This is a genomic window from Aminobacter sp. 01T433, from assembly GCF_056398585.1.
The window spans coordinates 339,083-354,184 of sequence record NZ_JBFTPR010000001.1; the positions used below are offsets into that span (position 1 = coordinate 339,083).

Below are 15,102 nucleotides of genomic sequence, written 5' to 3' on the forward strand. Positions count from 1 at the left end.
TAGGGGCATGTCTCAGGCAGTATTCACGCGCGATCTCGCCAGATCGGCAAAGGTGCGCATCTTCCTCCCGCTTCTCGCGGCAACGGCAGTGGCCTTGCTGTCGGGGTGCGCCAACCGCGACAGCGTCACCGTCGGTTCGATCCCCGACGACTATCGCACCAACCACCCGATCGTCATTGCCGAGAAGAACCAGACGATCGACATACCGGTCGGCGCCAGTGATCGCGGCATCACCAGGGGGCAGCGGGACACTTTCGAGGGGTTCCTGCAGAATTACGATTACCGTGCGGCACCCGCGCTGACCATCATTGCGCCGTCCGGCGGCGCCAATGATGTGGCTGCGTCCCATGCGGCGCGGGGACTGATAAACGTTGCGATCAAGGCAGGCGTCCCAAAAAACCGCATCGCCCTCACCAACTATCAGTCGGACTATCCAGAGGCGTCCTCGCCGGTACGCGTCGTCTATACGGCTATGCGCGCCCAGACGGATCAATGCGGCCGCTGGCCGGAAGACATCGCCGACACCACCGACAACAAGCACTACGCCAATTTCGGCTGTTCTTATCAAAACAACATTGCCGCCCAGATCGCCAATCCGGCAGATCTGCTCGGGCCGCGCAAGCAGACCCCGATCGATGCCGAGAACCGAGACGTCGTGATCGGCGAGTACCGCAAGGCGCCGCGCGCATGGCGGCCTGAGACGATCTATTGATGGGATTTGGAGGCAGTTCGACATGAGCAATCTCGCCTACGACTCCCATCCCGAGAGCGCCGAGCTTTCGCAGCAGGATCTTGCCGTGATGCAGGTGCTGCGGCCGGTGCCGCGCATTTCGATCCAGGCGTTCTGCGAGACCGACAGCGTCGCCGGCCCGATCGAACGCGCCGGCGAAGACCGGCGCATGGCCAAGGCCCATCTTCAAGTCCACATGGGCGGCATCGAAACCGCGCTTGAAGTCTACAGCGGCGCTCCAACGCCCAACCTGATCATCCTCGAATCGCGCGGCGAGCCCAAGGGCCTGCTCGAAATGCTGCACCGTCTGTCCGAATACTGCGACCCGAGTTCCAAGGTCGTGGTCATCGGCCACTACAACGATGTCGCGCTCTATCGCGAACTGATCCGTTCGGGCATTTCCGAATATGTCGTGGCGCCCGTTTCTACGGCAGATGTTGTCAGCGTCATCTCCTCGATCTTCGTTGATCCAGAGGCGGAGCCCATCGGCCGTTCGATCGCCTTTGTCGGCGCAAAGGGCGGGGTAGGGTCCTCCACCATCGCCCACAACGTCGCTTGGAGCATGTCCACCCTGTTCAAGTCGGAGGTCATCGTCGCTGATCTCGATCTAGCCTTCGGAACAGCCAATATCAATTTCGACCAGGACCCTGCCCAGGGCATCGCCGAGGCGGTGTTCGCGCCTGAGCGTGTCGACGAGGTCTATCTCGACCGCCTGCTCGCGCAATGCGCAGAACATCTGTCGCTGCTTGCCGCACCATCGACGCTGGAGCGCGTCTATGATTTTGATGCCGAAGCCTTCGCCTCGATCATCGACACCGCCCAGCGCAGTACGCCGCTGATCGTGCTCGACGTTCCCCATATCTGGAGCGGCTGGAGCAAGAACACGTTGATCCGTGCCGACGAGGTAGTCATCACCGCGACGCCGGAATTGGCCAATCTGCGCAATGCCAAGAACCTGGTCGATATGCTCAAGCGGCTCCGGCCCAACGACCCGCCTCCCAGGCTGGTCCTCAATCAGGCCGGGATGCCCAAGCGGCCCGAAATTTCCGTGAAGGATTTCTCCGAGCCGCTGGGGATCACGCCGATGGCCGTCATACCGTTTGATCCGCTGCTGTTTGGCAATGCCGCCAACAATGGCCGCATGCTCGGCGAGATGGATGCGAAGAATGCGGTCGTCCAGACAATCAACGAGATCGCCCATGTCCTGACCGGAAGGTCCGAAGCCAAGGCAAAAAAGCCGAAGGGTCTCGGAGGAATTCTCAATCGGCTGAAGGCTCGCAAGAAGTGATGCGTGCTGAGCGGAGGTGCTAGTCGACCATGTTTGGCAAGAGAGGCAACGACGACGGCAACCGCTCGACGCCGGGATTCCGCCCAGTTGGAGCGGTGCCCGTAGCGCAATCCACTGACACGCTGGTTGCCTCGCGCCCTGCGGTGCCGTCACCGGTCGCATCTGCTCCGGCTCGACGTACCGCCGAACCTTCGCCATCCTTCGCCGCCGAGCGCAAGCCGCAGCAGCGCGAGCGCAGCGAAAGTTACTACGACACCAAGAGCCAGGTGTTTTCAGCGCTGATCGACACGATCGATCTGTCGCAACTGGCCAAGCTTGATCCCGACAGCGCGCGCGAGGAAATCCGCGACATCGTCAACGACATCATCGCGATCAAGAATTTCGCGATGTCGATCTCCGAGCAGGAGGAACTGCTCGAAGACATCTGCAACGACGTCCTGGGTTACGGCCCGTTGGAGCCGTTGCTGGCCCGCGACGACATCGCCGATATCATGGTCAACGGCGCTAAACACGTCTACATCGAGGTCAACGGCAAGGTCGAGCAGACCAATATTCGCTTCCGCGACAATCAGCAGTTGCTCAATATCTGCCAGCGCATCGTCAGCCAGGTTGGGCGCCGCGTCGATGAATCTTCGCCGATCTGCGATGCGCGCCTGCCCGACGGCTCCCGCGTCAACGTGATCGCGCCGCCGCTGTCGATCGATGGCGCTGCCCTCACCATCCGAAAGTTCAAGAAAGATAAGCTGACGCTCGATCAGCTCGTCAAATTTGGTGCCATCTCGCCGCAAGGTGCCGAAGTGCTGAAGATCATCGGCCGCGTCCGTTGTAACATCATCATCTCGGGCGGTACGGGTTCGGGCAAGACGACGCTGCTCAACTGCCTCACCAACTATATCGACCGCGACGAGCGGGTCATCACCTGCGAAGACTCGGCCGAACTGCAGCTGCAGCAGCCGCATGTCGTCCGCCTGGAAACGCGCCCGGCCAACCTGGAAGGCGAGGGCGAGGTCACCATGCGCGACCTCGTCAAGAATTGCCTGCGTATGCGTCCCGAGCGGATCATCGTCGGCGAAGTGCGTGGACCTGAGGTTTTCGATCTGCTGCAAGCAATGAACACCGGCCATGACGGCTCGATGGGCACCATCCACTCCAACAGCCCGCGCGAATGCCTCAACCGTATCGAGGCGATGATCGCCATGGGCGGCTATTCGCTGCCGCAGAAGACAGTACGTGAAATCGTCGTAGGTTCCGTCGACATCATCATCCAGGCCGCGCGTTTGCGCGACGGTTCGCGTCGCATCACCCACATTACCGAGGTGATCGGCATGGAAGGCGACGTGATCATCACCCAGGACCTGGTGCTCTATGACATCAAGGGCGAGGACCAGAACGGCCGCTTGATCGGCCAGCATGTCTCCACCGGCATCGGGCGTCCGCACTTTTGGGATCGTGCCCGCTACTATGGCGAGGAGGCGCGGCTCGCAACCGCGCTGGAAGCCATGGAAAAGAGCGCAGGCTGACATGCAAGAAACGAGGATCTGACGCGCCATGTTCGGCCTCGACCCCATGATGCTGATCTTCATCGCCCTTGCTGGCCTCAGCGCTGGCGCGGTCGCCTACGCCTTTCTGTTCAACCGCATTGAGAGCCAGACCAATAGCGATCGTCGGCTTGCCTCGGTGAGGCAGACCGACTCCGACAAATCAGTGGTGAAGGCATCCCGCGACCGGGTCGCCGAAGTCGCCAAGCGGCGGAAATCCGTACAGGACACGCTCAACGAACTAGAGGAAAAGCAGAAGGCCAAGGACCGCAACATCAAGAAGCCGCCGCTGCGCGTCCAGATCCGCCAGGCCGGCATGCTGGTGACGGTTCAGCGTTTCTACGTCTATTCGGCCATATGCGGGTTGGTCATCACTGCCCTGGTATTCATTGTCGGCGCCCCGCCGATCCTGCTGCCTGGAGCGCTGCTTGCCGGCAGCATTGGCCTGCCGAGATGGTTCGTCTCTTTCCGCCGAGGCCGTCGCGTCAAGCAGTTCCTCGCGGAATTTCCCAATGCGCTCGACATTATCGTGCGCGCCGTGAAATCGGGCCTGCCGCTCAATGACGGCATCCGCCTCATCGCCTCGGAATCGCCTGAGCCTGTTCGCAGCGAATTCCGTCGCCTCGTCGAAGCCCAGCAGGTCGGCGTCTCCATCCCCGATGCTGCCTTGCGCATGACCGAGACCATGCCATGCCCCGAAGCGGGGTTCTTCGGCATCGTCATCCAGATCCAGAGCCAGGCCGGTGGCAATCTCTCGGAAGCTCTTGGCAATCTCTCGCGGGTGCTGCGCGACCGCAAGAAGATGAAGGCCAAGGTTCAGGCGCTGTCGATGGAAGCCAAGGCGTCGGCTTGGATCATCGGTGCGCTGCCTGTCATCGTTGCCGTGCTCGTTTTTCTCTCGAGCCCGAACTACATCATGCCGCTGTTCACCACGAGCACCGGGCACCTCATCCTCGGTGTCTCAGGTATTTGGATGGCGATCGGCATCTTTATCATGCGCAAGATGATAAATTTCGAGGTTTAGGACCGTGACAGACCAGGTCGTCAAATCGCTCACCGATCCGTCGTTTCTCATCGCGCTGCTCGTTGCCATTGCGGTCTTTGCCACTATCTTCACCGTTTTGCCCTCCCTGGCCGGCAATCCGCTCAAGGGGCGCATGAAGGCGGTGGCGCTGGAACGCGACGAGTTGCGCGCCAAGCAGCGCATCCGTCTTGCCGCCGAAGCCGACCGCCGCCACAAGGGCCTGCGTGAACAGCAGTCGATCGGCATGCGCAACATCGTCGAGCGGCTCGACCTGCGGCGGGCCCTGGTCGACGCAGGCACGCTCGACAAGCTCAAGGTTGCCGGCTTTCGCGGCCAGAACCCGCTGACCCGCTTCCTGTTTTTTCGTCTCGTGTTGCCTTTTGTCGGCTTGATGCTCGGTGCGATCTACGTGTTCGTGCTTGGCGGGTTTGCGGAAAAACCATTCTTCTTCAAGATCTTCGCCTGCATCATATTGGCCTATGCCGGCTTCTATGCGCCGGTACTCTACGTCAACAACCGCGCCAGCAAGCGCAAGCAGTCGATCCAGGCCGCTTGGCCGGATGCGCTCGATCTGATGCTGATCTGCGTTGAATCGGGCATGTCGGTCGAGGCCGCGTTGCGCAAGGTTGCCGACGAGATTGGCGCCCAGTCGGTCGATCTTGCCGAAGAATTCGTACTTACCAATGCCGAGCTTTCTTATCTCACCGAGCGTCGCCAAGCCTATGAGAACCTGGCGTCCCGCACCGGTCTCGAATCGGTCAAGTCGGTCACCCAGGCTTTGATCCAGGCCGAACGCTACGGCACCCCTGTTGCCACGGCCCTGCGCGTGCTGGCAGCCGAAAGCCGTGACATGCGCATGAACGCGGCGGAGAAGAAGGCAGCCGCACTTCCCCCCAAGCTGACCGTGCCGATGATCCTGTTTTTCCTGCCGGTGCTGTTTGCCATCATTCTCGGCCCTGCCGGCATGCAGGTCAGCCAGCGCGGTCTGTTTGGCGACAAGCAGCAGTCGAGCAGCGAATAAAAGCCGCTTCGGCACCAACACAAAAAGCCGCGCTGTTAGACGCGGCTTTTGCATTCCAAGCTGTGCTGGCGCATGACCCCGAAAAATCGGTTCCGATTTTCGGAAAGGATCATGCGCAGATTCAAGGTGCTACAGCACTGGAGTGCTGCCGCGGTCAGTTTTTCTTCGATTTGTCGTCGGCCTTGATCTGGTTCCAGGCATTTTGCTGGGCCAGCATGCCTCTGAGATAGCTGACATTGGCCTGTGCCTGTTCGGGCGAAAGCTCCTGGCTTGCGATCTGCTCGGCTTCGTCGAAGCGGCCCTGCAAGCCGACCGCCAGTGCCAGGTTCTGGCGCACCCGACTGTCGGCACCTAGCTGGGAAGCTGCAGAACGCAGATAGGTCTCGGCTGATTTCAGGTCGCCTTCGAGCACATAGGACATGCCAAGATTGGACAGCACCGTTGGCTCGTTCGGCTTGAGGTCGAGCGCCTGGCGATAGAGGCCGCGCGCATCCTGTGTCTGGCCGAGTTGGTCGAGGATCGCGGCTTCGGCGGAGACCAGCTTCCAGTCGGGATATTCAGGCGTCTGGGCGCGCCGCACGGCGTCCAGTGCTGGCTGCAATTCGCCGGAAGCGGCGAGCGCCTTGCCATAGGCGGCGAGCACGTCGCGGTCCTTGGGGTAGCCGATGGCAAGCTTGCGCATCACCGCCAGAGACTGGTCGGTCTGCCCCTTCATCTGCAGCACCGAGGCGTATTGCATCGCTACCGGCTTGTTGTTGGGATCGCTGGCATAGGTACGTCCGAGCTTGTCGGCGGAACCGGTGAGGGAACCCGTTGCCATCGTGTCGACCGACTGGCCGCCGCGGCCGATCGAGCCGGTGGTCATCTTGGAGGTGCCGCAGCCAGCAATGCTTGCCATCAGCAGCGAAAGCAAAGCCGCTTGCGCAAGGCGTTTTCCCGTTGCGTTCATCGAATGATTGGTCAACATCGACGACGGCTCTCCATTCGCCCGCGTGGCCGTTTGGCGGCCATCTCCCCGGATTGGAGAAATATTCTGTTAACCCTAACGGACGGTTAAGAACGCCAAGGCGCTGCGCCATCCGACACTGAAGGAAGTCGAAATGCCGGTCGAACTGCTGGACACCAGGCCCGCTGACGCGCTGCCGATCCACCTCGTTGCCAAGGACGGCCTCGAAAGTGCGGGCCTCGCACCCGAAATCCTCGCCTGGGCCAATGCCAACGGCTTCGCCGGCGAGGCGGGCAAGGTGCTGGCGGTTCCCGGTGCCAATGGCCGGCTTGCAGGAGCGTTGTTCGGGACTGGCCAGAGTGAAAGCGGACTCGCCTTTGGCGCGCTCGCCCGCAACCTGCCGCAAGGCGCCTGGCATTTCGCCACTCCACCTTCACATCCTGAATTGGCCGCGCTTGGTGTTGCGCTCGGCGGCTACACCTTCACGCGCTATGGCAAGAAGTCGGGCAGGGAGGTCGGCCTCGCTCTGCCGGAGGGCGTCAATGCTACTCGCCTGAACCACATGGTCGAGTCGATCTTCCTGGTTCGCGACCTCGTCAATGCGCCGACCAACGACATGGGACCATCAGCACTTGAGGCGGCGGTCCGGAAGCTCGCAAGCGTTCATGGCGCCGAGGTCAGGGTCACCATCGGCGACGACCTGCTCAAGCACAATTTCCCGATGATCCACGCTGTCGGCCGCGCCTCTGATGACGCCCCGCGTCTGATCGACCTGAGCTGGGGCCCCAAGGATGCTCCCAAGGTCACACTGGTCGGCAAGGGCGTATGCTTCGACACCGGCGGCCTCGACATCAAGCCGCCATCGAGCATGCTTCTAATGAAGAAGGACATGGGCGGCGCCGCCAACGTGCTCGGCCTTGCTTCGATGATCATGGCGGCCAAGCGCAACGTCAGACTGCGCGTGCTCATCCCGGCGGTCGAGAACTCGATTTCGGCCAACGCCTTCCGCCCTGGCGACGTGCTGCAAAGCCGCAAGGGCATCACGGTCGAGATCGGCAACACCGACGCCGAGGGCCGGCTGGTGCTGGCCGATGCGCTCGCCCTTGCCGACGAAGAGCAGCCGGCGATGCTGGTCGACATGGCGACGCTGACGGGTGCCGCACGCGTGGCGCTTGGGCCCGACCTGCCGCCCTTTTACACCGACGACGAAGCGCTCGCCGCGGAGTTGTCCGCCGCATCGGTTGCCGCCGAGGATCCAATCTGGCGCATGCCGCTGTGGAAGCCCTACGACGCCAAGCTGTCGTCCAAGATCGCTGACATGAACAATGTCACCACAGACGGTTTCGCGGGCTCGATCACAGCTGCCCTGTTCCTCAAGCGCTTTGTCGAAAAGACCTCCAGCTGGGCGCATTTCGACATCTTTGCCTGGAACCCCTCCGACCGCCCGCACGGCCCGATCGGCGGTGAGGCCCAGGCGATCCGCGCGTTGGAAAAGGTGATTTCGGCGCGGTTTGGCTGACGGTCTTGTCCCTTCTCCCCGTTCACGGGGGTGAGGAGTGGTCCGCACGGCGGGCGAGAAGCCAATTGCTTGGCTTCTCGAATGACGAACGCCCGAAGCGATAGCGTAGGGCCTGGCCGGCAGGCGGATGAGGGGCGGTGCGACGCACGCTGTCAGCCAGCGCCGCCTTGCCCTTGCCGCAAATTCCTTTTTGACTGAAACGGAACCGAAACAATTAGCATGGATGCTGGCGTCATGCCGATCGCATTGCGTCCGAGCCAGTCACTGAGACTGCTGCAGCAGTTTGCCCTGTCCGAGGTGCGCGACGACGCGCCTGATCTGACGCTGCGCCAAATGGCGATCCTGCTCACCATCTATCTCGACCCGCCGCCGCACACAGTGCGTGGGCTCGCCGCCCGGCTCGGCGTCAGCAAGCCCGTCATCACCCGCGCGCTCGACACTATGGGTGCGCTCAAGCTGGTGTCGCGCCACCGCGACGAACTCGACAAACGCAACGTCCTGATCCGGCGCACGGTCGAAGGCGCGCTCTATGTCGAGCGATTGGGCGATGCTATCATTGCCAAAGCAATGGAGCTTCCGATTTGACCGCCCGAGACAGCCGCCTTCACGCCTTCCGCCCCGACCTTGCCGACGCCCGCCTCAAGGGCGAAGTCGCAGCCGAGAGCTTTGTCACTGGTCGCCCGGCGCGCATTTCCGTGCCAGTCGCAGATGTTCGCAAGGCGCCCCGTCCTGATGCGGGCCTCAACACGCAGCTGCTTTTTGGCGACGACGTGCTCGTTTTCGAAGAGACCGAGGGTTTCGCCTGGCTCCAGGCCGAGCGCGATGGTTATGTCGGTTATGTCTCGGCGGGCGACCTTGCTCCGCGTGGGCCTGAACCGACGCATGTCGTTGCCGCCCTTCGCACTTTCGTCTACCCTGGCCCGGACATGAAGTTTCCGCGCAGCTCGGCTCTATCGCTGGGCTCGCAGGTCGCCGTCACCGGTTATGCCGAAACGCGCGGCACAAATTATGCGCTCCTGGCTTCGGGCGAGGCGATTGTCACCCAGCATCTGGCGCCGGTTGGAACCAAGGCCGACGATTTTGTTTCGGTAGCGGAACGGCTGATCGATACGCCCTATCTCTGGGGCGGTTTCAGCGCCTTCGGCATCGATTGCTCTGGCGTGGTCCAGCTCTCGATGCGTATGGCCGGACGCGATGTGCTGCGCGATTCCGACATGCAGGAAGCTACGCTCGGCACTCCGGTAGATGCGGGCGCTGATTTTTCGCAGCTCCAGCGCGGCGATCTCGTCTTCTGGAAGGGCCACGTCGCCATCATGACCGATGCCGAGATGATGATCCACGCCAACGGCCACACCATGACCGTTGCCCGCGAGGGCCTGCGCCAAGCCATCGACCGCATCGGCTACCTCTATGGCGGCCCGACCGTCTTCAGGCGCCCGTAGGGGCGGATCCTCGCAACCGTGGACAATGTTTCCACGGGTTGCGAGGGGGCTTTCGCCTCAATATCCCGCGTTGCGGTCGACGACGTTTTCCAGCTTCTCGCCGCGTTCGAACGCGTCCATTTGCTTGAGCATGGCTGGCACCAGGTGCGCCGGGTCGGAGGTCGCTGCGGCATGCGGTGTCACGAACACCTTGGGGTGATTCCACATCGGGCTGGTCTTGGGCAGTGGCTCGACCTCGAATACATCGAGGCTCGCTTCCTTCAGCGTGCCGTCGTCGAGCGCGCGCAAGATGTCGGCGTCACGTTGCAGCTTGCCACGCCCGGCATTGATCAGCACAGCGCCGCCCAACCCGTTGCGTCGCCGTAGCTCCTTGAGCAGGCCGTAGTTGATGATGCCTTTGGTCGCGTCCGTCAGCGGCAGCAAAACAACCAGGATGTCGGTGGCATTGAGGAACGGCACCAGCCCGGCATCGCCGCTGAAGGTGGTCACGCCGGCTACCTCTTGGGGCCTGCGGCTCCAGCCATTGATACGGAAGCCCACAGTCTTGAGCACCTCAGCCGAAGCGCGGCCGAGATTGCCCATTCCCATGATGCCAACCGAAATGTCCTCGGCCGGCCGCTGCGGCGGTTCATGCCAGGCCTTTTTGGTCTGCTGCGTGCGGTAGAGCTGGCCCTGGCGATGGTGGTCAAGCACCCGCCACAGCACATATTCAGTCATGTATTGGGTGAGGTTGTCGGCAACCACGCGCACGATCGGCACCTCGGGCAGGCCGGGATCGGCAAAGACGTGATCGACGCCGGCGCCGACCGAAAAGATCGCCTTGAGGTTGGGCAGCTTGGCAAGCGTTCCAGGGCGCTGTTTCCACACGACGGCATATTCGATCGAAGGGTCTGCAGCGCCGTCCGGTTCGAGCACCACCTCGCGCTCTGCCGACAGCAGCTCGTACCAGCGTTGCGGGCTGAACCCGGTGATCGAAAGAAGGATTTTTCCCTTGGCCGACATGCTCTTCCCTTGATGCTATTCGCTGACCACACCTGTCGGTGCGGTTTCGATCTTGAATGCCGCAGAGATCAGCGCGCGAGTGTAATCCGTCTGCGGTCGCTCGAAAATCTGCTCGGAGGATCCCGCCTCGACCACCTTGCCGTTGCGCATCACGATGACGTCATTGGCAAGTGCGCGCACCACCTTGAGGTCGTGGCTGATGAACAGGTAGGCGAGGTCATGCTTAGTCTGCAGGCTGCGCAAAAGGTCGACCACCTGCGCCTGCACGCTCATGTCGAGTGCCGAGGTCGGCTCATCGAGCATGACAAAGCGCGGTTTGAGGACCATGGCGCGGGCAATGGCGACACGCTGGCGCTGGCCTCCTGAAAATTCGTGCGGATAACGGAAGCGCGTCTCGGGATCGAGGCCAACTTCGCGCAGCACGTCGACAACTGCAGCGTCACGTTGGGCTGCCTTGAGCCCGGGTTCGTGGATCTTAAGACCTTCTTCAATGATGTCGGCAATCGACATGCGCGGGCTGAGCGAGCCGAACGGGTCCTGGAACACGATCTGCATCTCGCGACGCAGCGGCCGCATTGCATTGAAGGTCAGCTTGTCGATCTCGCGACCGTCGAAGTCGATCCTGCCTTGCGATGAGATCATGCGGGTGAGAGCAAGCCCGAGTGTGGTCTTGCCCGAGCCGGATTCGCCGACCACGCCGACGGTCTGGCCGGCGCGCACGGCAATATCGATGCCGTCGACGGCCTTCACATGATCGACGGTCTTGCGGAAGAAACCTTGCTTGATCGGAAACCACACCTTCACGTCAGTGCCTGACATCACCGTCTTGGCCGAGGCATTGGCTGCCGGCGGCTTGCCCTTCGGCTCGGCGGCAAGCAGATGGCGGGTGTAGCTGTGCTGCGGGTTGTCGAAGATCTCCTGCGTCGGTCCCGTTTCGACGATCTGCCCGCGTGTCATCACGCAGACGCGGTCGGCAATGCGCCTGACGATGCCGAGGTCGTGGGTGATGAACAGCATCGACATGCCCTTGCGGGACTTCAGCTTGGCAAGCAGCTCAAGGATCTGTGCCTGCACCGTCACGTCGAGTGCGGTTGTCGGCTCGTCGGCGATCAGAAGTTCGGGCTCGTTGGCGAGCGCCATGGCGATCATTACGCGCTGGCGCTGGCCACCGGAGAGCTGGTGCGGATAGGCGTCGAGCCGCTTCTGAGGCTCGCGGATGCCGACCTCTTCGAGCAATTCGAGCGTGCGTGCCCGCGCCTGCCTATCGCCCATGCCCTGGTGCAACGAAAGCACCTCGACGATCTGCCGCTCGATCGTGTGCAGCGGGTTGAGCGAGGTCATCGGCTCCTGGAAGATCATGGTGATCTTGTTGCCGCGCACCTTGCGTAACGCGTTTTCGTCGAGCGCCAGCAGGTCCTGTCCGCCGAACATCATCCGTCCTGACGGGTGGCTAGCCGGCGGGTAGGGCAGCAGCTTGAGCACCGAAAGGGCGGAGACCGATTTGCCGGATCCTGATTCGCCGACCAGCGCCACTGTCTCGCCCTTGGCGATATCGAAGGAGATGTGGTCGACTGCGGTCGTCGTCAAACCACCCTGGCTGAAGGCAACGGACAGGTCCTGAACGGAAAGGAGGGGGGAGGTCAAATGGCGGCCTCGATGTCGGTCATGCGAAAATCGTCGCCTTTGAAAAGAAGCGGCTCCCGGCGCGCCTTGGCAAGCGCATAAGCAAAGCAGTCGCCGAGGTTGAGCTTGGCTGGATGGTTGCCCTTGCCGAATTGCTTGTATGCTTCGCGGGCGAGACGGGCCTGGTCTGGCGTGATGTCGACAAGCCTTACATTCATGCTGGCGATGATTTGGTCCAACTTGTCAGAGGCGACCGCCATGTCTCCGCGATCGACCCGAAGGGCGACCTCCAGATAGTTGACCGGAGACAAGACGACTGTGTCGGCCTGTTCGGTCAGAACATCAGCGAAGCGATATTCTTCTGGTTCCTTGAGCAGAATTGCCAGGATTGCCGAAGCGTCGACGATCATTTCGGCAATCCGAATTCATCATAAAAGTCCGAATGGTCACTGGTCACGCCAGGAGGTGGCGGCGGCAACGAATCCAGGATTTCACGCAACCGACGCTTCTTCTCTGCCACACCCCTGTCATGGCGCAGGCGTTCAAGCCGTTCCTCGAGCGCAGCCTGAATGGCCGACGTCATCGTCTCGCCGGTCTCGGCGGCGAGTTCCTTGGCCAGCCGCTCGACGGTCGCATTCTTGATGTTCATGCCCATGTTTGTCTCCATGGTAGAAAACATAAGAAATTATACCATAGATCCAAGCTCACTTGAACGTCTTCCTTGGGTCGAAGGCGTCGCGGGTGGCTTCGCCGACGAAGATCAGCAGCGACAGCATCAGCGAGATCACCACGAAACCTGACAGGCCGAGCCAGGGCGCGTTGAGGTTGCGCTGGCCTTGCTTGAGCAATTCGCCGAGCGAAGCCGAGCCGGGCGGCAGGCCGAAGCCGAGGAAGTCGAGCGAGGTCAGCGTCGAGATCGAGCTGTTGAGGATGAAGGGTAAGAAGGTTAGCGTTGCCACCATGGCGTTGGGCAACAGGTGGCGGAAGATGATCGTGCGGTTGGGCACGCCGAGCGCGCGCGCCGCATTCACATATTCGAAATTGCGCGCGCGCAGGAACTCGGCGCGCACGACGCCGACCAGCGCTACCCAGGAAAACAGCAGCATCAGCCCAAGCAGGATGAAGAAGCCGGGCGGCAGCACGGCAGCGATGATCAGCAGCAGATAGAGCACCGGGATCGCCGACCAGATTTCGATGAAGCGCTGGAACAAAAGATCAGTCCAGCCGCCGAAATAGCCCTGCATGGCGCCTGCCGAGACGCCGATCAATGCCGAGCCGACGGTCAGGATCAGGCCGAACAGCACCGAAATGCGGAAGCCGTAGATCACACGCGCCAGGACGTCGCGGGCCTGGTCATCGGTGCCGAGCCAGTTCCAGTTGCCGATGGTGCAATTGGGATCGTCGACCCCTTGCGGATAGCGCTGGCAACGCACCTCCTTGGGGTACATCCAGGACGGCTTGGCCGGTGCTGCCTCAGGTATCTCGTTGTTGGTGGTGCGATAGGAATAGCGGACCGGCGGCCAGATCATCCAGCCATTGGCAGCGATTGCCTCCTGCACCACCGCCATGCGGTAGTCGGTGATGGGCAAGAAGCCCTCATCGCCGAGGAAGGTCTCTTCGCCATAGTCCCGCATGATCGGCGAGAAGAACTCGCCCTTGAAACGGATCAGAATCGGCCGGTCGTTGGCGATGAATTCGGAAACCAGCGACAGCCCGAACAGGACGAGGAAGAGCCACAGTGACCAGTAGCCGCGCCGGTTGGCTCGAAAACTCTGCCAGCGCCGCTTGTTGATCGGCGAGAGCCAGGGCCGCTTGACCGGAGCGGCAACCGTATCTGTCGCCGACATCAGACGTCCCTCCGCTCGAAATCGATGCGTGGGTCGATCCAGGTGTAGGTCAGGTCGGAGATCAGCCCGACGAACAGCCCCATCAGCGAGAAGATGTAGAGATTGGCGAAGACCACCGGATAATCGCGGTCGAGCACCGAACGGAAGCCGAGCAGGCCGAGGCCATCGAGCGAGAAGATGTTTTCGATCAGGAGCGAGCCAGTGAAGAAGGCCGAGATGAAGGCGCCGGGGAAGCCGGCGATGACGATCAGCATGGCATTGCGGAAGACGTGGCCGTAGAGCACCTGGCGCTGCGAAAGCCCTTTGGCGCGGGCAGTCACCACATATTGCTTGCGGATCTCGTCCAGGAACGAGTTCTTGGTCAAAAGCGTGGTCGTGGCGAAGGCCGACAGCACCAGTGCCGCCAGCGGCAGGGTGACGTGCCAGAGATAATCGAGCACCTTGCCGCCGAGCGACAGTTCGCTGAAATTCTCCGAGGTCAGGCCGCGCAGCGGGAACCAGTCGAAGAACGAGCCACCGGCAAACAGCACCATCAAAAGGATGGCGAACAGGAAGGCCGGGATGGCGTAGCCGACGATGATGACGCCGCTGGTCCAGATGTCGAAGGTCGAACCATCCTTGACCGCCTTGCGGATGCCGAGCGGGATCGAGATGAGGTAGGACAACAGCGTGATCCAGATGCCGAGCGAGATCGACACCGGCATCTTCGAGATGATCAGGTCGAGCACCGAAATGTCGCGGAAATAGCTGTCGCCGAAATCGAAGCGGGCATAGTTCCACAACATCATGCCGAAGCGTTCGAGCGGCGGCTTGTCGAAGCCGAACTGCTTTTCGAGCTTGGCGATGAATTCGGGGTCGAGGCCTTGGGCGCCACGATATTTGGACGAGCCTTCGCTGCCAGCGGCGTCGAAAGTGTTGCCGCCACCGACATCGCCGCCGCCGCCGGAGAGCCGGTCGCCGGCGTCGCCGCCTTGGCCGGTCAGCTTGGCGATGACCTGCTCGACCGGACCGCCGGGCGCGAACTGGACGACGGCGAACGAGATCGCCATGATGCCGAACAGGGTCGGTATCATCAAAAGGATGCGACGGAGGATATAGGCGCCCATCAGGCAAGGCTCCTCA

The 15,102-nt window shown here is 61.8% G+C and carries 15 protein-coding genes; 8 read left to right on the plus strand and 7 right to left on the minus strand.

Features of this window, described 5'->3' with window-relative positions:
• Nucleotides 1-7: 7 nt before the first annotated feature.
• From AC1DLV_RS01710 to AC1DLV_RS01730, 5 genes are read left to right on the plus strand one after another with little or no spacing between them, the layout of a single operon-like run.
• Nucleotides 8-712, plus strand: a complete 705-nt coding sequence (locus AC1DLV_RS01710) for a CpaD family pilus assembly protein (protein WP_476799787.1) — start codon at nucleotides 8-10, stop codon at nucleotides 710-712.
• Nucleotides 713-734: 22 nt separating this feature from the next.
• Complete coding sequence (locus tag AC1DLV_RS01715; RefSeq protein ID WP_476799786.1) at nucleotides 735-2,018, plus strand: CpaE/TadZ family protein; 1,284 nt, start codon at nucleotides 735-737, stop codon at nucleotides 2,016-2,018.
• Nucleotides 2,019-2,047: 29 nt separating this feature from the next.
• Entirely contained in the window at nucleotides 2,048-3,538 is a 1,491-nt protein-coding gene (locus AC1DLV_RS01720) for a CpaF family protein (protein ID WP_476799785.1), read from the plus strand.
• 28 nt (nucleotides 3,539-3,566) lie between these two features.
• The gene (locus AC1DLV_RS01725) at nucleotides 3,567-4,580 is read left to right on the plus strand and encodes a type II secretion system F family protein (protein ID WP_476799784.1); all 1,014 of its coding nucleotides are present in this window, start codon (nucleotides 3,567-3,569) and stop codon (nucleotides 4,578-4,580) included.
• Between the two features lie 4 nt (nucleotides 4,581-4,584).
• Entirely contained in the window at nucleotides 4,585-5,601 is a 1,017-nt protein-coding gene (locus tag AC1DLV_RS01730) for a type II secretion system F family protein (RefSeq protein ID WP_476799783.1), read from the plus strand.
• A gap of 154 nt (nucleotides 5,602-5,755) precedes the next feature.
• Here the strand turns inward: AC1DLV_RS01730 and AC1DLV_RS01735 are convergent, their stop codons facing one another.
• Nucleotides 5,756-6,568: a tetratricopeptide repeat protein gene (locus AC1DLV_RS01735; protein WP_476799782.1), complete on the minus strand. Its 813-nt coding sequence runs from the start codon at nucleotides 6,566-6,568 to the stop codon at nucleotides 5,756-5,758.
• Nucleotides 6,569-6,701: 133 nt separating this feature from the next.
• Between AC1DLV_RS01735 and AC1DLV_RS01740 the strand changes: the two genes are divergently transcribed.
• From AC1DLV_RS01740 to AC1DLV_RS01750, 3 genes are all read left to right on the plus strand, one after another.
• Nucleotides 6,702-8,066, plus strand: a complete 1,365-nt coding sequence (locus AC1DLV_RS01740; protein ID WP_476799781.1) for a leucyl aminopeptidase family protein — start codon at nucleotides 6,702-6,704, stop codon at nucleotides 8,064-8,066.
• Nucleotides 8,067-8,300: 234 nt separating this feature from the next.
• Complete coding sequence (locus AC1DLV_RS01745) at nucleotides 8,301-8,651, plus strand: MarR family winged helix-turn-helix transcriptional regulator (RefSeq protein ID WP_378944995.1); 351 nt, start codon at nucleotides 8,301-8,303, stop codon at nucleotides 8,649-8,651.
• On the plus strand, nucleotides 8,648-9,508 hold the full coding sequence (locus tag AC1DLV_RS01750; protein ID WP_476799780.1) for a C40 family peptidase: 861 nt from the start codon (nucleotides 8,648-8,650) through the stop codon (nucleotides 9,506-9,508). The genes AC1DLV_RS01745 and AC1DLV_RS01750 overlap by 4 nt, the downstream gene beginning before the upstream one ends.
• 57 nt (nucleotides 9,509-9,565) lie before the next feature.
• Here the strand turns inward: AC1DLV_RS01750 and AC1DLV_RS01755 are convergent, their stop codons facing one another.
• From AC1DLV_RS01755 to AC1DLV_RS01780, 6 genes are read right to left on the minus strand one after another with little or no spacing between them, the layout of a single operon-like run.
• On the minus strand, nucleotides 9,566-10,510 hold the full coding sequence (locus AC1DLV_RS01755) for a 2-hydroxyacid dehydrogenase (protein ID WP_476799779.1): 945 nt from the start codon (nucleotides 10,508-10,510) through the stop codon (nucleotides 9,566-9,568).
• Nucleotides 10,511-10,525: 15 nt separating this feature from the next.
• Nucleotides 10,526-12,154: an ABC transporter ATP-binding protein gene (locus AC1DLV_RS01760; protein WP_476799778.1), complete on the minus strand. Its 1,629-nt coding sequence runs from the start codon at nucleotides 12,152-12,154 to the stop codon at nucleotides 10,526-10,528.
• Nucleotides 12,151-12,543, minus strand: coding sequence for a type II toxin-antitoxin system VapC family toxin (locus tag AC1DLV_RS01765; RefSeq protein ID WP_476799777.1), 393 nt, complete (start codon nucleotides 12,541-12,543; stop codon nucleotides 12,151-12,153). The genes AC1DLV_RS01760 and AC1DLV_RS01765 overlap by 4 nt, the downstream gene beginning before the upstream one ends.
• Nucleotides 12,540-12,788 (minus strand): type II toxin-antitoxin system VapB family antitoxin, encoded by a 249-nt coding sequence (locus tag AC1DLV_RS01770; protein ID WP_476799776.1) that lies wholly within the window; start codon nucleotides 12,786-12,788, stop codon nucleotides 12,540-12,542. The genes AC1DLV_RS01765 and AC1DLV_RS01770 overlap by 4 nt, the downstream gene beginning before the upstream one ends.
• Before the next feature lie 49 nt (nucleotides 12,789-12,837).
• Nucleotides 12,838-13,980, minus strand: coding sequence for an ABC transporter permease (locus AC1DLV_RS01775; protein WP_476799775.1), 1,143 nt, complete (start codon nucleotides 13,978-13,980; stop codon nucleotides 12,838-12,840).
• On the minus strand, nucleotides 13,980-15,086 hold the full coding sequence (locus tag AC1DLV_RS01780; protein WP_476799774.1) for a microcin C ABC transporter permease YejB: 1,107 nt from the start codon (nucleotides 15,084-15,086) through the stop codon (nucleotides 13,980-13,982). Before AC1DLV_RS01780 ends, AC1DLV_RS01775 begins: the two co-directional genes overlap by 1 nt.
• Between the last annotated feature and the right edge of the window lie 16 nt (nucleotides 15,087-15,102).